The organism is Actinophytocola sp. (assembly GCF_035634895.1).
Lineage (GTDB): Bacteria > Actinomycetota > Actinomycetes > Mycobacteriales > Pseudonocardiaceae > Actinophytocola.
On sequence record NZ_DASQCC010000085.1, the window covers coordinates 24,622 to 44,778 of the forward strand.

Sequence of the window (20,157 nt, forward strand, 5' to 3'; positions counted from 1 at the left end):
TACAAACCTGTTTCGACGGAGGTCAAGCGCTCGCTGATCAACTCAGCCGCGCCACGTTCTGGTCTCGGGCAGGCTGGCGGAGCCACCAGGCGACGGCGGCCGCGCGGCTGGGGACGTCGGCCTTGGTGAAGACGCCTTCCAGGTGTTTGCGAATCGTTCGCGGGCTGATGCCGAGCTTGCGGGCGGCCTGGTCGTTGGTGTGGCCGGTGGCTATCAGCGCGAGCACCTGGTTCTCGCGTTCCGTCAGGGTGCACCGGCTGGGCGGGACCGCGGGCCCGGCGGTGTAGATCCTGGCGCGAATCGCGGAGATCCGGGCGTGGTAGTCCAGCGCCGCGCCGATGACGTCGCGCATGGGGTGGAGGGCGCGGGCCTCGCGGTCGGAGAAGTCGTGGAGCCTGCGGGTCAGGCCGATGAGCACCATGTCCTGGTCGGTCATGCGCGGTGTCATCACGAGCAGGTGGCGCATGCCGTACCGCGCGAACACCTCACGGTAGATGGGCGTCTGCCGAAAACGGTTGAAGGTCATGAAGTCGCTCGTGCGGTAGGGCCGCGGGTCACCGGTGGCGAGCAGGTTCACGATGTACGGATCGTCGGCGTACAGGGTCATCCAGTGGTCGATCTCGGCCGTGGACAGCGTGTCTGGTTCCCCCACCACCGTCACCGACGGCCGCTGTGTCCGCCAGTCGTGGCAGATGTCGATGCACACACAGTCCACACCGACGACATGGCGCAGCCCCTCGGCCAGCTCGGCCACGAACGGCTCGTTGTTGACGATGGCGTGGGCGGCGTTCAGCCCGTAACGCATCAGCCTGGTCTCATCCACGGCGAATCCCCCGATCGCGTACCCGGGCAAGTATGGGGCGGGAGGTGAGCCGAGTAAAGCCATTTGGCCGGGTGTCAAGGTGGCGGAACAGCCACTGTCGTCCGCGCGGTCCGACCTCCCACGATGGTGCGATGAAACCGGGGGAGGTTCGCGATGTCGGCTGAGGTCGTGGCGCTGGGGGGCGGGATCCTCTTCGTCCTGGTGGCGATCGTGGGCGGTGGCTTCACGATCCGGGAGTTGATGATGCCCAGGGTGCCGAACTGGGCGCGGGTGACGTCCGCCGTCTTCGGACTGCTGCTGTTGCTGCCGTTCGTCCTGACCGTCGTGAATGGACAGACGGAGAAGGGCGCGCGATCGTCGAGCGGGCTCACCCCACCGCGAGAGCAGGGGACCGGCGGGATCGAGATCGACACCGAGCCGGACACCACCCCCGACGGCATCAGGATCACCGGTCTCGCGGTCACGGTGCGGAACGACCCGCCACGGGTCGGTGACACCGTGACCGTCGACTACTCGCTCACGAACGTCGGGAGCCAGCCCATCCGGATGGACTCCACCTTCGTCGGCGCGCGCGATCCCGCCGACGAGAACAGGGATTCGGAGGACGAGAACGAGAACCGCGTCCTCGGCCCCGGCGAGACGATCGAGTCGGGTGGCAGGGTCTTCCTGAACAGCGCCGGGACCTGGCTGATCTTTCCCTGTTATCTGCTGTCGGAAGAGCGGTACTGCCCCGATGAATGGAAGGCGTTCAACGTCATCGTCATGTCGAGCTGACGATTTGTCCGGCACTGCCAACGCGGTCGGTATTCCGCGAATATTCGACCTACTGAAGATCCGGCGCTCTCATCTCCGGTCGCGCTCGACCCGGGTGAGCCGGGTCGAGCGCGACGTCGGTGTGCCGCGGTGGTTCAGCGGGTGGGCTCCGGGATGTGGTCGATGGCGTAGACCACCTGCACCGCGAGCTCGTGGGCGGCCTTGTCGCCGAGTTTCGCGTTCTTCTGCAGAACGTCCTGGACGAACGTGACCCGTCGCTCGTAACGCGAGACGAACTTGGTTTTGGTCATGGGGGTCTCCTTCATGGACAGCACGGGGTGGGGGCTCGAACAGATGAGGTCGACGGACGTGGCAGATCGAGGTCGAGGTTCGCCGGAGAGATTGGCGCCCCGAAAATGACGTCCGCGCATCCGGACGTTTCGAGCATACGCTGCTTCCACCCGGATCGATCAGGTGGCCGGGTCACGATCTTGGAGTGGCCAGGCGGATCCGCGGTGCCGGCGGAACCCGCGAGGCAAATGCCGGGGCATCGGCCGCGCCCGTGACGGCAAGACCCGAGCCGGCGCCGACGACATTCTCACTCGATTGAGTGAAGTCTTCGATGGCCGATGGTGGAAGGTTGTCTCTTTACGCAATCGGATGAGATAACGGTGTCGCGCGCGTCGCCTGTCGGGCGTTGTCGCGTGGAACGGCTGCCACTTATGGGTTTGAGGGGCATGACTGTCCGTAGTGGATGGTCGGGTCGGCTTCGGTCTTTGAAAACATGCTGTCTTGCCAACCGGACTTATCTGGCACACTCTACGCGAAGATGGTCTCTTGGCAGATAGTCTACGCGTAGGTAATCTGCGATGGGGCCGCCGCACGGCCGACAGAACCAACAGGGAGTCCTCATATGTGGAAGTACGAGCACACGATCGAGACCGACGCCAGGCCGACCGAGATCTGGCGGCTGTACAGCGATGTCAGCACCTGGTCGAAGTGGGATCAGGGCATCGAGCGGGTGGAGCTCGACGGGCCCTTCCAGGTGGGCAGCACGGGCCGGATGAAGCCCGCCGGCCAGGAGACGTTGCCGTTCCGGTTGGTGCAGGTGGAGGAGAACCGCGTGTTCGCGGACGAGACCGAGGTGGCCGGCGTCGTGCTGCGTTTCACGCACTCGATCGACGCCCTGGACGACGGTCGCACGCGGCTCACCCATCGGGTCTCGATCACCGGCCCGGCGGCGGAGCAGGTCGCCCCGGGACTCGGGCCCGCCGTGACGGCCGGCATCCCCACCACGATGGCGACCCTCGTTGGGATGGCTAAATGACCATTGAAACAGCCTGGGAGAGTCCGGGCTTCCTTCTGTGGCACGCGACATTGCGCTGGCAGCGCGCCGTCACCGCCGCGCTGCGGCCCTATGACCTGACACATGTTCAGTTCGTTCTTCTCGCGAGTGTGTGGTGGTTGGGACGGGAGAAGCGTGAGCCCAACCAGCTCGAGCTTTCCCAGCACACGGGGGCGGACGTCAAGATGGTGTCGCAGGTGCTGCGCAAGCTGGAGTCCAGCTCGCTGATCGAGCGGAACACCGACAGGGTGGACACGCGCATGAAACGCCTTCGCGTCACGCCGATCGGCGTGGAGTTGGTCGACAAGGCGCGTTTCGCGGTGGAGGACGCCGACGCGGCGTACTTCGCGGCCGTCGAGGACCAGGAGCTCCTCATGGTCATGCTCTCCGCGTTAAGCGGCAGGGCCGGCGGTAGCCGGACAAGACGGGCAGGAGCGGGCTAGTGTCCCGCGCCGGAAATCAGGCAACTAATTCGGCGGCCCAGCTTCCCGCCGGCGGCGTTGCCGGTTCACCCAAGTACGACCCAGTACGAGGACGAACCGGCGCCTTGCCAGCAGAAACCCGGATCCACCGACTTAATCACCGCATTTCCGGCGCGGGACTCTAGCTCCCGCGGTGGTTGGACACGGAGGTCGACGTTGGGGGGAACCCACGGCCAGGAGTTCACGCCCGTCAGGTCGCTGGTCGGGGACGGCGGTGGCCGGCTGAGCTGGTCGGCCACCGCGAACTCCTTCGGCACGGATCCGGTCGTCGTCGTGACCGGCTGGCTCAGCCATCTCGTGATGGACCTGGAGTCGCCGCAGATCGCGTCGTTCTACCGCGCTCTCGCGGCGCGCCGGCGGGTGATTCGCTTCGACCTGCCGGGGGTCGGGCTCTCGGACCGGGCGGAGGCGCAGGACTTCGGCGTCGGCCGCCAGATCGAGTGGATCCGCTCGGTGGTCGACGCGGCCGGCGAGGACCGGGTGTCGCTGGTCGTCTGTGGCCTCGGGCTGCCATCGGGGCTCGGCTTCGCGGCCAGGTACCCGCAGCGCGTCAGCAGGATCGTCCTGCTGGCGTCCGCCGCGCACTTCCACGTGGCCAACAGCGACGCGACCGCCCAACCGTCGCTCGTCGAGGTGATCGGCACTCTCACGGAACTGGACTGGCGGCTGGGAGCCCGGGTGATGGCGGACGTCCTGCTGCCGGACTCGGCCGCCACGACGACCGCCTGGTTCACCGACTACCAGCGCGCGGCGGCGGAAGAGGACATTGCCGCCGGGTTCCTCCGTGGGCAGATGCATGCTCCGGTGCCGCCCCTGCCCGCGGTGCACGCGCCGACGATGGTCCTCTACAACAGGGGAAGCGGCCGCGAGGTCTACGACACGGCGACGAGGTTCGCGAACCTGCTCCCGGACGCCCGGCTGGTCATCCGGCACGGCACGGCGAACCTGCTTCCGTTCGACGACGTCGACACCACGGTCGCCGAGATCAACTCGTTCCTGGACCCGCTGGGCTCCATTCTCACCGTCCGCGAACGGCAGGTGCTGGTCAAACTGACCGAGGGGCTCTCCAACCGGACCATCGCCCGCACGCTGGGCATCACGGAGAGCACCGCCGCGCGGCACATCGCCAACCTCTTCCGCAAGCTGCACGTCAACAACCGGGCCGCCGCGGTCGGCAGGGCACACATGCTCGGCCTCGCGGTCTGACCGGGTCACGGCAAGAAAGAAACAACCAGGGGGAATTCGCCATGGCCGACCAACGCGTGCCGAAAGCCGGGATTCTGGTCCTGCTGTGCGTGAGCCAGTTCATCATCGCGCTCGACTTCTCGATCCTCAACGTGGCGCTGCCGACGGTGCAGGAGCACCTGGGGTTCTCCCGCACCGGGCTGCCGTGGGTGATCAGCGCGTACGCCCTCGCCTTCGGCGGCCTGCTGATCCTGGGCGGCCGGGTGGCGGACCTGTTCGGCCGCAGGCGTGTCCTCGTCGTGGGCGTCGGGTTGTTCGCCGTCGCGTCGCTGGCCTGTGGTCTCGCGGACTCGCCGGAGCAGCTCGTGTCGTGGCGGGGCGTGCAGGGTGTCGGCGCCGCCGCGACGGCGCCCGCCGCGTTCTCGTTGCTGACCACCACCTTCGTCGCGCCGAGCGAACGGGAGCGTGCCCTGGGCGCGTGGAGTGCCGTGCTGGGCGCCGGCTTCGTGCTGGGCGTGCTCGGCGGCGGTCTCATCACCGGGTTGGTCGGCTGGCGCTGGGTCTTCTTCATCAACGTGCCGATCGCCGTCGCGGTGGTGGCCGCCGCGGTCGTGCTGGTGCCGGTCGACGGCAGGCGGCCGGGCGGCCGGCGGCTGGACCTCGGCGGCGCGGTGCTCGTCACCACCGGCCTGGTCGTGCTGATCTACGGGTGCAGCCAGGTCGGTTCGACCGGCGTGCCGGCTATCCTGGTCGTGGTGGCGCTGCTGGCGGGTCTGGCGCTGCTCACCCTCTTCGCCCTCGTGCAGAGGCGGTCGGTGGTCCCGTTGGTGCCGCCGCGGTTCTGGCGGACTCCCGGCACCATCCGGGCCAACAGCGCGAACCTGTTGCTCATGGCCGCGTTCTCCGGCATGGTCTTCCTGCTGACCCTGTTCCTCCAGCAACGCCACCATCTCAGCCCGACCGCCACCGGGCTGGTCTTCGCACCGTCCGGAGTGGCCGGTCTCGCCGGCGGGGTGGTGGGTGGCCTGCTGGCCAAGCGGACCGCACCCGGCCGTCTGCTGCCCGTGAGCGCGTTCGTGCAGTTCGTGGCGACGGCCGTGCTGGTCCTGCTGCCCGAGCACGGCACCGTGCTGATCGTGGTGGCGGCGACGATCGTCACCAACTTCTCCGGTGTCGTCGCGATCGTCATGATCAGTGTCATGGCCGCGGCGGACGTGCCGCCCGCCGACCAGGGCCTGGCGGGCGGTCTGTTGAACACCACGCAGCAGATCGGCGGCGCGTTGGGACTCGCGGTGGTGACCGCGGCCGTCACGCTCGCCGGCAACGCCGTCGCGGACGCGACGGACGCCCTGCGTTGGGGAATGGCGGCGGCCGCGGGACTCTGTCTGCTCGGCGCCGTCGCCGGGTGGATCCGGCCGAGAGTGGTCGCCCGGGTCCCCGAGTTCACCTGACCACGAGGAGATGACGGCGGCCCGGGCGGGGGTCCCGGCCGCCGTGCCAGCTCCGGCTACGGTCAGGAACGAATTCCACACTGACTGTCCACTATGTACGCTCAGTTCGAGTGACAGGTCCGCGATACTACACAGTTCTTGCTATTTTCTGGCTTTGCGGTCCATTGCAGAATCGAACACGACCCAAACGGCTAGCTCAGAAGGATCGCGACATGCGCCGTCGGCACCTGTTCGAGTTCGAGGACCAGAGCTGGTTTCCCGCCGTGCTGCGGGATGCGGTGACGGACTGGCTGTGCCGGGCTCTCGTGATCGGCCGGAGTGTGTACCGGCCGGCGGTCCCGCTGATCGCCCGGTTGTTGCGCGAACAGGGGGAGAACCGGGTCGTGGACCTGTGTTCGGGGGCGTCCGGGCCGTGGCGTGCGCTCCAGCCCGCGGTGGCGGCCGAGGCGCCGTTCGCGCTGACGTTGACCGACAAGTACCCCAACGTCCCGGCGTTCGCCGCCGTGGCGGACCGGCTCGGTGCCGGGGTGAGCTTTCGCGCGGACTCCGTCGACGCCACGCGGGTGCCCGCGGAGCTGACCGGGGTGCGCACGCTGTTCACCGGGTTCCACCACTTCCGGCCGGACCAGGCGCGGCAGGTGCTGCGCGACGCGTTCGAGCGCCGGGCGGCCATCGGCGTCTTCGAGTTCACCGAACGGCGGTGGGCACCCGTGCTGGCCACGGTGGTGCTCGCGCCGGTGCTGGTGCTCGCCTGGATGTTCCGGCTGCCACCGGTCACGTGGCGCAGGTTGCTGTTCACCTATGTGGTTCCGGTCATCCCGTTCGCGGCGACCTGGGACGGGATCGTGTCGAACATGCGGACCTACGAGCCGGCGGACCTCCGCGGCATGGTCGCCGACCTGTCCGCACCCGACTACTCGTGGGAGGTCGGCCGGGTGCCCGGCACCGGCAGGGCCGCCGCTCCGGTGGTGTACCTGCTCGGGTTCTCCCGCGGCGACCGTCCCGAACCGACAGGAGCGCCGTCGTGACGGCATCTACGCTCGACCGCACCATTCCCGTCGCCACCGGCAAGGGCGTCCTCGGCGTGTCCCGGGGGTTCCAGACGCGCCCGCTGGAGACGCTGCGACAGGTCTTCGACGAGCACGGCGACTTCGTGCGCGTGCGGTTCTTCGGCAACCAGTACTTCTATCTGCTGTCCCATCCGGACGACATCCGCCACGTGTTCGCGACGAACGCGCGGAACTACACGAAGTCCCCGCATCCGGCCTTCACGTTGCTCAGCCACGTGATGGGGCAGGGGCTGGTCACGAGCGACGGTGACCTCTGGGGACGGCAACGCCGGCTGATCCAACCCGCCTTCACGCGCCAGCGCGTCGCGCAGTACGGGGAGCTGATGACCACGGCGACGCTGGCCATGCTCGACCGCTGGCACGCCCGTGGCGACGCGCTCCTCAACGTCGACTCCGAGATGATGCGCCTGACGCTGGACATCGTGGGGCAGACGTTGTTCGGGCAGGACCTCACCGCGTCGGCAAGCCACGTCGGCACCGCGTTCACCGACGTCAGCGCGCAGTTCGCCCGACTGCTGGGCAGCCCGCTCGGGCCGCTCGCGATCAGGTTGCCGTTCCTGCCGGGGACGCGCCGGTTCCGGGGCAGCGTCGCCGCGCTGGACGTCGTGGTCAACGGGATCATCGCCGAGCGCCGGCGTGACGGCGGGGACACCGGCGACCTGCTGTCGCTCCTGCTCGCCGCCCGGGACTCCGACGGCGTCGGCATGGACGACCGGCAGCTGCGCGACGAGGTGATGACGCTCCTGCTGTCGGGCCACGAGACCACGGCCGACGCGTTGACCTGGGCGCTACACCTCATCGACCGGCACCCGGAGGCCCGCGCGAACCTGGAGTCCGAAGTGGACTCCGTGCTCGGCGGCCGGGTGGCGACCGTCGACGACCTGCCACGGCTCGCCTACACGGAGATGGTCGTGCGGGAGGCGCTGCGCCTCTATCCGCCGATTTTCCTCTACGCCAGGTGGGGCAACAGTCCCGACCAGGTCGGCCGCTACGGGCTGCCGGCCGACGCGACGATCACCGTCTGCCCGTACGTGGTGCACCGCCACCCCGAGTTCTGGCCCCACCCGGACAGGTTCGACCCCGAGCGCTTCACACCGGAGCGAGTCGCGGCCAGGGAGCACTACGCGTGGATTCCGTTCAGCGGCGGTCCACGACAGTGCGTCGGGGTGCACTTCGCGATGATGGAGGCACAGTTGCTGCTCGCCACCATCGTCCAGCACTGCCGGCTCACGCTGGCCCCCGGCAGGACGGTCGTGCCGGGACCGGCCATGACCCTGCGACCACGCGGCGGTCTGCCCATGCATGCCCACGCCCGAATCAACTGACCACACAGGACGTTCGAGGAGGCCGCGATGTCGGTGACCGAAACCTTGCCCACGACCACGCCATACCCGAAGAAGTACACCACGCCGTTCATCCTGTACCCGCCCGCGTTGTGGGAGAACCGGATCGGTCACGAGTTCACCCGGCAGTACCTCGCGCTCGACGAGACCGGCCAGGACTTCGTGCTGTACCTGTCCGTGCCCTTCTGCCGGGTCCGGTGCCTGTCCTGCCCGTACTTCATCGACCTGCTGTCCCCGCGCGACACGCACCACAAGGAGCGGCGCTACGTCGACGCGGTGGTCGCCGACATCCGGCGGTGGGCGTCCTACCGGCGGTTCCAGACCGGCCGCCTGCGTGCGGTCTACCTGGGCGGCGGCACCGGTTCGGTGCTGTCCACCGCGAACCTCCGGCGGATCGTCGAGGCGATCGACACGAGCTTCCCGCACGATCCCGGCATCGAGATCACGTTGGAGGGCAACGCCCGTGACTACGACGACGAGAAGCTCGACTACGTCGTGTCCTCGCCGATCAGCCGGGTGAGCCTCGGGGTCCAGTCGTTCAACCCCGACATCCTCAAGGTGATCGGCTCGCCGCACGCCGCACAGGAGAGCGCCCGGGTGATCAGGGCGTTGACCGCACGCGGGTTCGAGAACATCCAGCTCGACATGATGTACAACCTGCCCGGCCACCGCAGGGAGACCTGGCAGGAGGACCTCGGGCACCTGCGCGACCTCGACATCAAGCACTTCACCATCTACCTCTACCGGATCCACGAGGGCACACCGCAGCACAAGCTGATGCAGATCGGCAGGATCCCGCCGCTGCTGGACAAGGAGTCCAACTACGTCAAGAACATGTACCTCGACGTCATCGACATCGCCGAGGACATGGGTTTCCGGATGTACATGTTCGACCACTTCGCCCGCGAGGGCTGGGAGAACGTCTACAACGACTGGACCTTCCGGCAGAGCAACGTGGAGATCCTCGGCGTCGGGCCGGGGGCGTACGGGTTCGTCAACAACTACCGGATCGGCGCGAAGAAGGACGTGGAGCAGTACATCGCGACCGTCGGCAGGGGCGAGCACATGGTCAGCGCGGTGTCCGACCAGCTGACCCCGCGGATCCGCAAGGAGCGGTACGTCATCAACCTCCTGCAGTACCTGGCCGTGGACTTCGCCGAGTACGAGCGGAACTTCGCCGCCCGGTTCCTCGACGACTTCGGCGAGCCTGCGCGGCGCGTGGTCGACCGCGGCCTGGCCACCATCGAGGGGGACCGGCTGGTCCTGACCGACCTCGGCAAGGAATGGCACATGAACGTGATGCTCGAGTTCACCAACGAGCGCTTCTGGCAGGACACCACCGCGCTCGACCACCCCCACTGGGCGATGAACACGCCGATGGTCGACCTGTTCGCCGGCGACCGCGCGGACTGGCTCGGCTGAGAGCACCGGAGAGGGAGAGTCCACATGAGAATCGACGACGTGCGTGACGCACTGGCCGCACTGGACATCGACGACGCGGTCGACGAGACGACCGAGCTGCGTGCCGAACTTGGGATGGACTCCCAGGAGATCGTGCACCTGTTGGCCCTGCTGGAGAAGCGGCACGGGGTGGCGCTGACGCAGCGTTCGGACGCGGTCGGCCGGGCCCGCACGGCCGGCGCGGTCGTCGCGCTGTTCGACGCCGTCCTGCGCGCCCGGCCGGTGGCCTCATGACGAGCACCGTCACCGCCGCCGGCCCGGGCCTCGAGCACTCCTGCACCGAGGTGGTCGTGATCAACCGGCACAAGGACGACGTGTACCGGGCGCTGCACGACGTTCGGGAGTGGCCTCGGCACCTGCCGCACGTGCTTGAGATCGACGTGCGCTACGACGACGGCCGGTACCAGGAGTTCTTCATGACGGTCGACTCGGCCGACTCGCGGCTGCGGGTCAGGTCGGTCCGCGGCTGCCGTGCCGACCTGATCGAGTTCTTCCAGCCCGAACCACCGGTCTTCCTGCGCCACCACGCGGGAAGCTGGCGATTCCGGGCGCTTCCCGACGGCGCGTGCGAGGTCGTCGCGACGCACGCGTGGACGCTGGCGCCTGCGGAGGCGGCGGCGTCCTTCCCGGACACCCCCGCGGCGACCACGGCGCAACGGGTCCGTGCCCTGCTGGCGGAACACTCCCGGCTCGCGCTCACGACGTGGCGGCGGGTGCTGGAGGCGAGTGCGGCGCGATGATCATCTCCGAGACCGTCCGCGTCGCCGCCGAGCCGCCCGTGGTCTACGGCGCGTTCGCCGACCTCGACCGCTGGGTGCGGATCCTGCCCGACGTGCTCGACGTCGAGGTCTTCTACTTCGACGGCTACAACCAGGAGTTCAGCATGACCGTCGAGCGGCCGGGCGGGCCGGAGACCGTCCGCGGCGTTCGCTACCACCGCCCGTTCCGCGAGCTGGAGCTGGTGCAGACCACGCCGCCGCCGGGGCTGTCCCGCATGTGCGGGACATGGCGGTTCAGCGACGACGGCGGCAGCACCGTCGTGACCGCGACGCGTGAGTTCATCCTCGCCGGCGACCGGCACGCCGCGCTCGGCGAGGAGGGGTTCGCGGCGGTGCTGCGTACGGCGCTGCGCACGAACCTGGCGTTGTTCAGGAAGGCGTTGGAGACAGATGGAACGCATTGAGGTCGTGCGCCGCATCCCGGCACCGGCCGCGCGCGTCGTCGGCCTGCTCTGGGATCCCGTCGAGCTGCAACGTGCGTGGGACCCCATCAGCGAGGTCGCGGTGTCCTACCACGACGGCCGGAACCAGGAGTTCACCATGCGGGTCCGCCGTGACGGGCGGATCGAGTCGGTGCGCACCATCCGGTTCCGGCGCGGCCGGACCATCACGTTCTTCACCCCGCTGGCACCGCCGATGATGGCCTGGCACCGCGGCGCCTGGGTCGTCGGCGCCGACACCGATACCGATCTGTCCGTGGTCACCGCCGTCCGCGAGTACGAGCTGCGCGCGGACCATCCGGTCGCCGGGGAGCCCGCCGTGTTCCGCGCGGCGTTCCTGGCGCGGCTGGGCCGCATCCTCGACCGGTGCGCCGACCACCTCGGTGTGCCGGGAACTCCCAGTACGCAAGGAGCGGGCGAATGAGAAGTGAGCTCGTCGTGATCGGGGCCGGTCCGGCCGGCGCGTGTGCCGCGGCCGTCGCCGCGCGCGCGGGCCGGGACGTGCTGCTCGTGGATCGCGGCACGCGGCCGGGCACCCACCTGCCGGAGTCCTGGCACGGCGGGTGCGCGAAGCTGCTCGCGGCTATCGGCGTCGCCGACCCGTTCGCCGCCTGCCGCGACCGCACGCGGGTGCGGCTGGGGGACCGCACCGGGGTGCTGCTCGAGATCGAGCTGCGTGCCCGCCGCGGCGGCACGGGCGTCCGGCTCGACCGGGTGAGCTTCGACGAGATGCTGCTCGCGAACGCGCTCGCCCAGGGTGCCCGGCACCTGCCGGGGCACGGGGTGCGGTCGGTCGATCTCGCGGGCCGGCCGAGCTTGGTCGTCCACGGCGCCGACGGCGAGATCACGGTCACCGCCGACTACCTGGTGGATGCCGGCGGCAAGTCGGCACTGGTCGGCACGGCCGCCGGCCTGGTCACGGAGTCACCCGTGGCACTGGATCCCAGGGTCATCGTGTTCTCGCACCACCGCCCGGCGGGTGCCGACCCGCTGACCGAGCAGGGCTCGATGACGGTGCTGCGGGTCAGGGGCGGCTACCTGTTCGTCATCCCCGTCGCGGCCGACCGGGTCAGCGTCGGCGCGGTCGTCGCGGCACGCCGTGCCGGCGGCGCGGACCCGGCCGCCGTCCTCGCCGAGGCGATCGCGGAGGTGCCCGAGGTGGCCGCGCTGGTCGGCGCCGCGACCCGCCTGCTGCCGCCGATCGTGGGGCGCAACCACACCTACCGCTGCACGCGCTTCGCCGGGGAGAACTTCGCGATCGCGGGTGACGCCGCGGCGTTCGCCGACCCGTTCTTCTGCACCGGGATCGACTTCGCCGTGCGGACGGGGATCGAGGCGGGCCGGGCGGCGGCGCACACACTGGCCGGCCAGGACCCCGTCGCGGTGGCGGACCGCTACGGCGCGGCGGTCGACGCCGCGCTGACCGACCTCACCGCCGGTGCGTTGCCCCGGCTCACCTCCGGTGCGTCCGCCGCGCTGCTGGCCGCCGTCGTCGACCCTCATCTGCCGTCCGTGCTGCCGCTGGCCGCGCTGCTCACCCACGCCGGCGGCGGGGCGGTCACCGAGCCGCGTGCGGCCGGCCTCGTGGCGGCGGGCCGGTCCGCCTTCGCCGACATCCCAGCGTAGAAAGGAACATCCGTGCGTCTTGTCGACCTGAGCCTGACCCTGGAGGCCACGCCGAGTGAGCCGGTCGCGGTCGAGATCGACTTCGTGTCCCATGCCGAGGGCGCCGACATCCTTGGCGCGCCCATCGGCATCGGCCGGGCCGAGTTCCCCGACGGACTCGGCATCAGCCTCGAGCACGTCCGGCTGACCAGCCACTCCGGCACCCACATCGACGCGCCCGCCCACTACGGACCGCGGAGCGCGGGCCGGCGGGCCAGGACCATCGACGAGCTGCCGCTCGACTGGTTCCACGGCCCCGGGGTGCTGCTCGACTGCACCGGTGACCGCGACAAGGCGGTGACCCGCGAGGAGGTCGAGGCCCAGCTGGCGCTGGTCGGCCACGCGCTGGCGCCGGGCGACATCGTGCTGCTCGACACCGGCGCGGCCGCGTCGTGGGGGAGACCGGAGTACTTCACCGACTTCCGCGGCGTCACGAGGGAAGCGACCGAGTTCCTCGTCGAGGCGGGGGTGCGGGTCATCGGTGTGGACAGCTTCGGGTTCGACCCGCCCTTCGGCCGCATGCTCGCCGAGTACCGGACAACCGGTGACCCGGCCGTGCTCTGGCCCGCCCACCTGTACGGCAGGGAGCGGGAGTACTGCCAGATCGAGCGGCTGACCAACCTGGCCGCCATCGGTCGGCCCGTCGGGTTCCGGCTCGCGTGTTTCCCGATCAAGATCAGGGCCGCCGGCGCGGGGTGGAGCCGTGTCGTGGCCTTCGTCGACGAGGAGGCGGCGTGATCAGCGCCAGCCGGCACATCGACATCCACGCCGACCTCGGCGCCGTCGCCGCGTTCGTCCGCGAGGTGACGAACCTGCCGCGCTGGACGGACTTCTTCCGGTCGGTCGGCGCGCGGACCGGCGGGTACCACGCGGTCGAGTCGGTGGTGGGGCCGATCGCCACCCGGATCCTGGAGTCCCCGGACGGCGGCGGGCTGCTGTGCACCATCGAGTCGATCATCGCCGGCGTGCGGGAGACCGCGACCGTCCACCTGCTGCCGGCGGGGGACGCGGTCCGCGTCGAGTTCACCATCGCCCTGCCGGACGACGCGTCCCCCGGGCTGCGCGCGCGGGCCGACGCGACGCTGGCGGACGAGCTGGTGCGGCTGCGTGGGATCTGCGAGACGGCGGTGCGGGCATGAGCGCGCGCCGCCGCGTCGTCGTCACGGGTCTGGGCACCGTCAACTCGGTCGGCACGTCGGTCCCGGAGTTCTGGCGGCGGAGCGTGGCCGGGCACTCCGGGGTGCGCAGGGTGACCGAGTTCGCCATCCCCGACGACATGAGCCAGATCGCCGGCGTGGTCGCCGACGACTGGGCGGGCGGCGAGCCGCTGTCCGTCTCGCTCGACGCGGACCCCGGCACGGTCGACCGCAGCCTGCGGTTCGCGCTCAGTGCCACGGAGGAGGCGATCGCCGACGCGGGGCTGCACGCGGCCGGCATCGCCGCGCTGCCGCCGGGACGTGCCGCGGTCGCCGTGTCCACGGCGATCTCACACATCACACGGATGGAGGCCGAGTTCCGGCGCGGCTCCAAGGAAGGCAAGCAGGCGCTCGCCGTGGACGGCGCACGCGTCGCCGACGACAACAGCTTCCTGTTCAACACCACCAACGCGCGGCTCGCGGCCACGCTCGGCATCCGCGCCGACTACGCCACCGTGACCACCGGCTGCACCGGCGGGGTGGACTCGATCGGCTACGCGATGCAGCTGATCCGGCACGAGAACGTCGACCTGGTCATCGCGGGCGCCACCGAGGCGCCGATCACCCCGCTGGTGGTCGCGGCGTTCAGCAAGATCGGGGCCACCTCGATGCGCAACGCGGAGCCCACCCGTGCCAGCCGGCCGTTCGACGTGGACCGGGACGGTTTCGTGCTGGCCGAGGGCGCGGGTGTCCTCGTGCTCGAGTCGCTGGACGCCGCGCTGGCCAGAGGCGCGCGGGTGTACGCCGAGGTGCTGGGCTACGGCAGCGTCAACAGCTGCTTCCACATGACGAGCATGCCGGACTCGGGCATCCCGATCGCGCAGGCGTGCTCCCTCGCCGTGACGGACGCCGGTGTGTCCACGATGGACATCGACTTCGTCAACGCGCACGGTTCGTCCACACCGCAGAACGACCGCGCGGAGACCGGCGCGTTCCGGCTGCTGCTCGGCGGGCGCGCGACCGAGGTGCCCGTCACGTCGATCAAGTCCCAGACCGGACACAGCCTCGCCGCCGCCAACGCCATCGAGCTCGTCAGCTCGGTCCTGTCGATCCGGGACGGGATCATCCCGCCCACCATCAACCTCGACCGGCAGGACGAGGAGTGCGGGCTCGACGTCGTGGCGGGGACCGCGCGCCGCACACCGGTGTCCTGCGTGCTCAAGACCAGCAGCGGGTTCAGCGGCATCCACTCCAGCCTGGTGCTGGGCCGCTACCTGGAGGTGCCCGCGTGAGGCTCGCGATCACGGGGCTCGGTCTCGCCACGCCGGCGGGATGCGACGACGAGTCGTTCTGGCGGGCGATGCTGCGGGGCACGCCCGTCTTCGAGGAGGTCGACCTGTACGGCGACGACACCCGCCACCCGGCCGGCCGCGTGGCGGGGGAGATCGGGCACGGCTGGCCGCGCAGGCAGGCCAGGCGGGTCGACCGCTTCACGCTGCTGGCCATGGCGGCCGTCCGGCAGGCGCTGCGGTCGGCGCGGTTCGAGGTGACCGAGGAGAACGGCGCCCGGGTCGGGATCATCGTCGGCAACGCGACCGGCGGCTGGTCCTTCGTGGAGCCCCAGCTCTACCCCCTCTACCGCGAGCGGGACCTCGACGCCGTCGACTCCTACGTGGCGACCGCGTGGTTCCCCACCGCCGCGCAGGGGGAGATCTCCATCGACCTCGGCATCCGGGGGTTCAGCAAGACCATCGCGGGGGAGAACCTCAGCAGCGGGTTCGCGCTGCGCCAGGCCAGGCACGCCATCGCGGACGGCCGGCTGGACGTGGTCGTGGTCTGCGGCGCCGAGGCCCCGCTCACCCCACTGGTGCACTCGGCCCTGCTGCGGCACGGAACCGCGTCGGCGAGCGGCACACACCGGCCGTTCCATCCCGACGCCGACGGCTCGGTGCTCGCGGAGGGCGCGGCCGCCCTCGTCGTGGAGTCCGCCGACCGGGTCCGGCGCCGGACCGGACGGGCCGTGGCCGAGGTCGCCGCCAGCGCGCTCGGCCCCGACCTCGCCACGACCATGGCGGCCTGCCGCGCCCGGGGACCGGTCGACTGCGTCCTGCTCGACGGTCGCGCGACACCGGGCGCCGACCGGGCCGAACGTCGTGCGCTGGCACTGGTCTTCGCCGACCGGCCGGACCTGCCGGCCGGCGTTCCCGGCGTGGTCTACGGGAACCTGCTGGGCGCCACGCTCGCCGTCGACATCGTGACCGCCTGCCTCGCCCTTCGCCACCGCACCGTGCCGGCCACCGCGGCGGGTCCGCTGCCGCTGCCCGGGCTCCGGCACGTGCTCGTCAACGCGACCGACGACCACGGGCAGGCGATGAGCCTGCTGATCAAGGCATGGGAGAACAGATGACCGCCTCGACCGAACGGACGACGACGGTCCTGCGGCCGACGCCGCCGTTCGACTTCGCCGCCTCCCTCCGGTTCCTGAGCCAGTTCCCGGCCACCCGCGGCGAGCAGGTGCTGGGCGATCAGTTGCTGGCCAAGGCGTTCCGCCTCGCCGGTCGTACCGTGGGCGTCCGGGTCACCGGGCGGGACGACGCGGGCGCGCCCGTGCTGGACTGCGCGATGTACGCGTCCGCGCGGCTCGGCCAGGCCGCGTGCGACGCGGTCGCCGACCGCGTCGGCATGTTCCTCGGCATCCACGACGACCTGGGTGAGTTCTATCGCGTCGGCCGGGCCGATCCCGCGTTCGCACCGGTCGTGGACCGGCTGCACGGCTATCACCACGTCAAGTTCCCGTCACCGTGGGAGAACGTGTGCTGGGCGATCCTGGCCCAGCGGTGCCCCATGCCGATCGCGCAGAGGATGAAGTTCGCCCTGGTCCATGCGTTCGACAGCGCGATCAACGTCGACGGCACCCGGTTGTGGCCGTTTCCGGAGCCGAGCCAGCTCCTGTCGAGGGGCCCCGCGGGGATCAACGAGCTGGTGGGCAACGAGCGGAAGGCCAAGTACCTCCTGGGAGCGGCCGCCGCGTACCAGGACGCCGACGAGGAGTTCCTCCGCACCGGCCCGATCGGCGAGGTCCGGGACTGGCTGCTGGCCATTCCCGGCATCGGCCCGTGGTCGGCCTCCTTCGTGCTGATCCGCGGCCTCGGCCGGATGTCGGACCTGCCGGCCGATCCCGCCATCGTGCGGGCGGCCTCGCGCGTGTACGGACGGTCGCTTTCGGACAGCGCGTTCGCCGCGCTCGCCGACCGCTACGGCGACTGGAAGGCGTACTGGGGACACTACTTGCGGGTGGTGTCGTGATGACGGCGTGGACGAGCCGGTTTCCCTGCCGGGATGAGGATCTGCTCATCGTCGCGGCCGGCTCCCGGGACGCGCTGTCGTCCGCCGTCGACGCGCTCGCCGAGGGTGCGCACCGCCGGGAGACGGGGTCGGCCGCGGGGCCGTGGCGCGCCGCCTGCGTGGTCCCCCACGGTGACCCCGGATCACGACAGCTGCGGATGGCCGGCGAATGGCTGCGCGACGGCGTCGACTGGCGGCACCACCCGCGGTCGGGCACCTTCCTGGGCAGGGCGCTGGCGCAACCCCGGGTCGGGTTCCTGTTCCCCGGACAGGGTTCGCCACCGCACGTCGACGGCGGGGCGTGGGCGCGCACCATGCCCGACGTGGCGGAGCTCTACGCCGAGGCGCGGCTGCCGGCGGCACAACCGTCCACACCGGACACGAGCGTGGCCCAGCCCGCGATCGTCACCGCGGCCGTCGCCGGTCTGAGAACCCTTGCGGCGCACGGGATCGAGGCCGAGGTCGCGATCGGCCACAGCGTCGGCGAGCTGGCCGCGCTGTACTGGGCCGGCGTGTGGGACGCGCGGACGGCACTCGACGTGGCAAGGGTCCGCGGCCGGCTGATGCGCGACCTCGGGCCCCGCGGCGCCATGGCGAGCCTGGCCGCCGGTCCCGCGCGGGTCGACACCCTGCTCGCCGCGTGCGCCGGGGTGTGGGTGTCCTGCCACAACGGCCCGGGCCAGACCGTGGTCGGCGGCACGGCCGCCGGCGTCGCGTCGGCCGTGGCCGCGGCGGGACGAGCCGGGCTCACCGCGACCACCCTGCCGGTGGCACAGGCGTTCCACACCCCGTTGATGTCGTGGGTGGCCGACCCGTTCGGCGCCTACCTGGGACTGCGCCGCCTCGGGTCACCGCACGGCAGGGTGATCTCCACCGTGACCGCGCGCGTCGTCGAACCGGACACCGACCTGCGAGCCCTGCTGACCGAGCAGATGACCGCTCCGGTCCGGTTCGCCGAGGCACTGTCGGCGGCCGAGGCGGACCTGTGGATCGAGGTCGGTCCTGGCCGGGTCCTGACCGGCCTGGTCACCCGCGGCGCGTCCCGCGCGGTCGCACTCGACGCCGGCGCCCCGACCACGCGCGGCCTGCTGGCCACCCTGGCCGCCGCGTTCTGCGTGGGTGTCGACTGGAAGATGCCGTCCACGGAGCCCGGGCGGCACGACGGTGGCCTGTGACCCACCGGGCGCCGGTTTCGTGATGGCGCAAGGCATTCGAGACAGCGGGCGTGCCCGGCGGTCGCTTCGTGCGGCTACCGCTCGGACTCGCCCGCGTCGAGCTCGGCCTGGTTGCGCATGAGCAGGTCCATGTCCACGCCGGTGGTGGCCAGCTGTGCCACAGCGCGTTCGACGGCGCTCACCAGTGGCTCCAGGTCGGCCCCGCCGGTGGCGCCGGGCGCGGCCGACAACGCGACCAGCTGCTGGTCGAGCTGCTGGATCTGCTGCTCGATGGTGACCCGCTGCTCGATCGACGCCGCGTCGCCCATCGGTTGCGCGTCCAGCGATCGAGCCGCCGCGGCCAGCCTTCTGTGCAGCTTCGCCTCGGGGGAGTGCGCGCCCGCCCACTCCCGCGGCGCGTCCGGCGCGAGGCCCGGACCGCCGGTCCGCGCCTCGAACTGACGCTTTCCCTTGCGTGCCAACGCGATGGCGAACCCCGCCACCGCGACGACGACCACCAGGATGATCACCAGGAGCACAGTTCCCACATCAGCCTCCGCGTGACTGGTACAGCACCACGACGCCGATGATCACGACGACGGCGACCAGCACGGCGATCGCGACCTTGATCTTGCTGATCGGCCTGCGGCCCTGCACCTCGCCGGTCACACCGTTGATGCACACCTGGAACGGGCGGCCCTCGTAGATCACCGTCAGCAGCCAGATGGGCATCAGCAGGTACTTGAACCGCATGTCGTACCAGTGGATGTCCTTCTGGTGCACCCGCTGCTGGTTGCCGCCGATGTCACGGCGGACCGTGCGGTCGATCTCCTCCTCCATCTGCTGGCGCGCGGGCTCGAAGCACTGCTCCGCCGTGCGGTCGTAGGTCCGGCTCAGGTGTCCGGCGACGTACTCGGCCGAGTAGGGCCGCGCCCGCTCGGTCGGCCACGGCTCCAGCTTGGCGACCTTGGCCTCGTCCAGCCCGGTGTTGCCGAGGACGGGCAGGTCGTCGAACATGTTGTGCACCCGGCCCCGCACGTGGGTCCAGCGGATGCGGGTCTCGGTGCGCTGGTTGTCCCCCGACCCGACGGTGACGGTGTAGGTCGTGCCGCGCTCACCGGCGTAGTCGGTGTCCGCGGACGCGTCGAAGGTGAAGTACGAGGCGTAGACGCTGGTGAACGAGCCGACCTCGCTGTACTTCTTGAACTCGCCCGGCGCGAACCAGCGGCTCTTGATCCACTTCTCCACCACCTCGCGGGCGACCGGCTCGGCGACCTCGAACGGCAGCACCGCGTCCACGGGCAGCCGGTCCGGCGCGTCGTGGATGTCGTCGCGCTGGATGGGGGTGGCGCAGTACGGGCAGCGGGTGGCGGTCAGGGTGCCGCCGAAGGTGGTGTGCCCGCCGCAGTTCTGGCAGACGATCTCCTTCTCCGCGCCGGCCTGGACCATCATCCGTGCCTGCTGGGTGTGCATCCTGCTGATGTCGTGTTCGACCACCGCGCGCCCGGCGTCCTCGATGATCGGCTGCTCGTTGCCGCAGCTGGGGCACTTGAGCAACTGGGCGGCGATGTCGAACACCAGCTGCGCGCCGCACTGGTGGCACGGGTAGGTGCGGGTCTGCTCCGTGGTGTGCAGCGTCGCCCGCAGCACCTGCTCCTGCCTGGCCGGCGGCGGGCTCGCGGGCCGCGGCTGGCTCGGGAAGTAGCCCGGTTGGGGACCGCCGGG

General features: G+C 70.7%; 23 protein-coding genes. 19 read left to right on the plus strand and 4 right to left on the minus strand.

The window, feature by feature from the left end; genetic code table 11:
* Nucleotides 1–37: 37 nt before the first annotated feature.
* Nucleotides 38–823, minus strand: a complete 786-nt coding sequence (locus VET29_RS11685; protein WP_324919051.1) for a LuxR C-terminal-related transcriptional regulator — start codon at nucleotides 821–823, stop codon at nucleotides 38–40.
* Nucleotides 824–976: 153 nt separating this feature from the next.
* Here VET29_RS11685 and VET29_RS11690 point away from each other — a divergent pair, with 153 nt between their 5' ends.
* Nucleotides 977–1,597, plus strand: coding sequence for a hypothetical protein (locus tag VET29_RS11690; protein ID WP_324919052.1), 621 nt, complete (start codon nucleotides 977–979; stop codon nucleotides 1,595–1,597).
* Between the two features lie 134 nt (nucleotides 1,598–1,731).
* Here VET29_RS11690 and VET29_RS11695 read toward each other — a convergent pair whose 3' ends face one another.
* Nucleotides 1,732–1,887, minus strand: a complete 156-nt coding sequence (locus VET29_RS11695) for a DUF6307 family protein (protein ID WP_324919054.1) — start codon at nucleotides 1,885–1,887, stop codon at nucleotides 1,732–1,734.
* A gap of 602 nt (nucleotides 1,888–2,489) precedes the next feature.
* On the opposite strand from VET29_RS11695, the gene VET29_RS11700 reads away from it, so the two are divergent.
* From VET29_RS11700 to VET29_RS11785, 18 genes are all read left to right on the plus strand, one after another.
* Nucleotides 2,490–2,903, plus strand: coding sequence for an SRPBCC family protein (locus tag VET29_RS11700; RefSeq protein WP_324919056.1), 414 nt, complete (start codon nucleotides 2,490–2,492; stop codon nucleotides 2,901–2,903).
* Nucleotides 2,900–3,364 carry a MarR family winged helix-turn-helix transcriptional regulator gene (locus VET29_RS11705; protein ID WP_324919058.1) on the plus strand — a complete coding sequence of 155 codons (465 nt, stop codon included), beginning with the start codon at nucleotides 2,900–2,902 and terminating at the stop codon, nucleotides 3,362–3,364. The genes VET29_RS11700 and VET29_RS11705 overlap by 4 nt, the downstream gene beginning before the upstream one ends.
* 195 nt (nucleotides 3,365–3,559) lie before the next feature.
* Nucleotides 3,560–4,609, plus strand: coding sequence for an alpha/beta fold hydrolase (locus VET29_RS11710; RefSeq protein ID WP_324919060.1), 1,050 nt, complete (start codon nucleotides 3,560–3,562; stop codon nucleotides 4,607–4,609).
* Between the two features lie 41 nt (nucleotides 4,610–4,650).
* On the plus strand, nucleotides 4,651–6,039 hold the full coding sequence (locus tag VET29_RS11715; RefSeq protein WP_324919062.1) for an MFS transporter: 1,389 nt from the start codon (nucleotides 4,651–4,653) through the stop codon (nucleotides 6,037–6,039).
* Between the two features lie 212 nt (nucleotides 6,040–6,251).
* Complete coding sequence (locus VET29_RS11720; protein ID WP_324919064.1) at nucleotides 6,252–7,067, plus strand: hypothetical protein; 816 nt, start codon at nucleotides 6,252–6,254, stop codon at nucleotides 7,065–7,067.
* On the plus strand, nucleotides 7,064–8,434 hold the full coding sequence (locus VET29_RS11725) for a cytochrome P450 (protein WP_324919066.1): 1,371 nt from the start codon (nucleotides 7,064–7,066) through the stop codon (nucleotides 8,432–8,434). The genes VET29_RS11720 and VET29_RS11725 overlap by 4 nt, the downstream gene beginning before the upstream one ends.
* A 27-nt stretch (nucleotides 8,435–8,461) precedes the next feature.
* Nucleotides 8,462–9,874 carry a coproporphyrinogen-III oxidase family protein gene (locus VET29_RS11730; protein ID WP_324919068.1) on the plus strand — a complete coding sequence of 471 codons (1,413 nt, stop codon included), beginning with the start codon at nucleotides 8,462–8,464 and terminating at the stop codon, nucleotides 9,872–9,874.
* Between the two features lie 24 nt (nucleotides 9,875–9,898).
* The gene (locus VET29_RS11735) at nucleotides 9,899–10,147 is read left to right on the plus strand and encodes a phosphopantetheine-binding protein (protein ID WP_324919070.1); all 249 of its coding nucleotides are present in this window, start codon (nucleotides 9,899–9,901) and stop codon (nucleotides 10,145–10,147) included.
* Complete coding sequence (locus VET29_RS11740; RefSeq protein ID WP_324919072.1) at nucleotides 10,144–10,653, plus strand: SRPBCC family protein; 510 nt, start codon at nucleotides 10,144–10,146, stop codon at nucleotides 10,651–10,653. The genes VET29_RS11735 and VET29_RS11740 overlap by 4 nt, the downstream gene beginning before the upstream one ends.
* Nucleotides 10,650–11,096 (plus strand): SRPBCC family protein, encoded by a 447-nt coding sequence (locus VET29_RS11745; protein ID WP_324919074.1) that lies wholly within the window; start codon nucleotides 10,650–10,652, stop codon nucleotides 11,094–11,096. The genes VET29_RS11740 and VET29_RS11745 overlap by 4 nt, the downstream gene beginning before the upstream one ends.
* The gene (locus VET29_RS11750; RefSeq protein WP_324919076.1) at nucleotides 11,083–11,556 is read left to right on the plus strand and encodes an SRPBCC family protein; all 474 of its coding nucleotides are present in this window, start codon (nucleotides 11,083–11,085) and stop codon (nucleotides 11,554–11,556) included. Before VET29_RS11745 ends, VET29_RS11750 begins: the two co-directional genes overlap by 14 nt.
* Nucleotides 11,553–12,758: an NAD(P)/FAD-dependent oxidoreductase gene (locus VET29_RS11755; protein ID WP_324919078.1), complete on the plus strand. Its 1,206-nt coding sequence runs from the start codon at nucleotides 11,553–11,555 to the stop codon at nucleotides 12,756–12,758. The genes VET29_RS11750 and VET29_RS11755 overlap by 4 nt, the downstream gene beginning before the upstream one ends.
* Before the next feature lie 12 nt (nucleotides 12,759–12,770).
* Complete coding sequence (locus VET29_RS11760; protein ID WP_324919080.1) at nucleotides 12,771–13,535, plus strand: cyclase family protein; 765 nt, start codon at nucleotides 12,771–12,773, stop codon at nucleotides 13,533–13,535.
* A complete protein-coding gene (locus tag VET29_RS11765; RefSeq protein ID WP_324919082.1) occupies nucleotides 13,532–13,936 on the plus strand; it encodes a hypothetical protein in 405 nt (134 codons plus the stop codon). The genes VET29_RS11760 and VET29_RS11765 overlap by 4 nt, the downstream gene beginning before the upstream one ends.
* Entirely contained in the window at nucleotides 13,933–15,225 is a 1,293-nt protein-coding gene (locus VET29_RS11770) for a beta-ketoacyl-[acyl-carrier-protein] synthase family protein (RefSeq protein WP_324919085.1), read from the plus strand. Before VET29_RS11765 ends, VET29_RS11770 begins: the two co-directional genes overlap by 4 nt.
* Nucleotides 15,222–16,340, plus strand: coding sequence for a beta-ketoacyl synthase N-terminal-like domain-containing protein (locus VET29_RS11775; RefSeq protein WP_324919088.1), 1,119 nt, complete (start codon nucleotides 15,222–15,224; stop codon nucleotides 16,338–16,340). Before VET29_RS11770 ends, VET29_RS11775 begins: the two co-directional genes overlap by 4 nt.
* The gene (locus VET29_RS11780; RefSeq protein WP_324919090.1) at nucleotides 16,337–17,239 is read left to right on the plus strand and encodes a DNA-3-methyladenine glycosylase 2 family protein; all 903 of its coding nucleotides are present in this window, start codon (nucleotides 16,337–16,339) and stop codon (nucleotides 17,237–17,239) included. Before VET29_RS11775 ends, VET29_RS11780 begins: the two co-directional genes overlap by 4 nt.
* Nucleotides 17,239–18,453, plus strand: coding sequence for an ACP S-malonyltransferase (locus VET29_RS11785; protein WP_324919092.1), 1,215 nt, complete (start codon nucleotides 17,239–17,241; stop codon nucleotides 18,451–18,453). The genes VET29_RS11780 and VET29_RS11785 overlap by 1 nt, the downstream gene beginning before the upstream one ends.
* A gap of 74 nt (nucleotides 18,454–18,527) precedes the next feature.
* Here the strand turns inward: VET29_RS11785 and VET29_RS11790 are convergent, their stop codons facing one another.
* Together VET29_RS11790 and VET29_RS11795 are read right to left on the minus strand one after the other, a co-directional pair.
* On the minus strand, nucleotides 18,528–18,980 hold the full coding sequence (locus tag VET29_RS11790) for a hypothetical protein (RefSeq protein ID WP_324919094.1): 453 nt from the start codon (nucleotides 18,978–18,980) through the stop codon (nucleotides 18,528–18,530).
* Nucleotide 18,981: 1 nt separating this feature from the next.
* Nucleotides 18,982–20,082 carry a hypothetical protein gene (locus VET29_RS11795; protein ID WP_324919096.1) on the minus strand — a complete coding sequence of 367 codons (1,101 nt, stop codon included), beginning with the start codon at nucleotides 20,080–20,082 and terminating at the stop codon, nucleotides 18,982–18,984.
* Nucleotides 20,083–20,157: the final 75 nt, after the last annotated feature.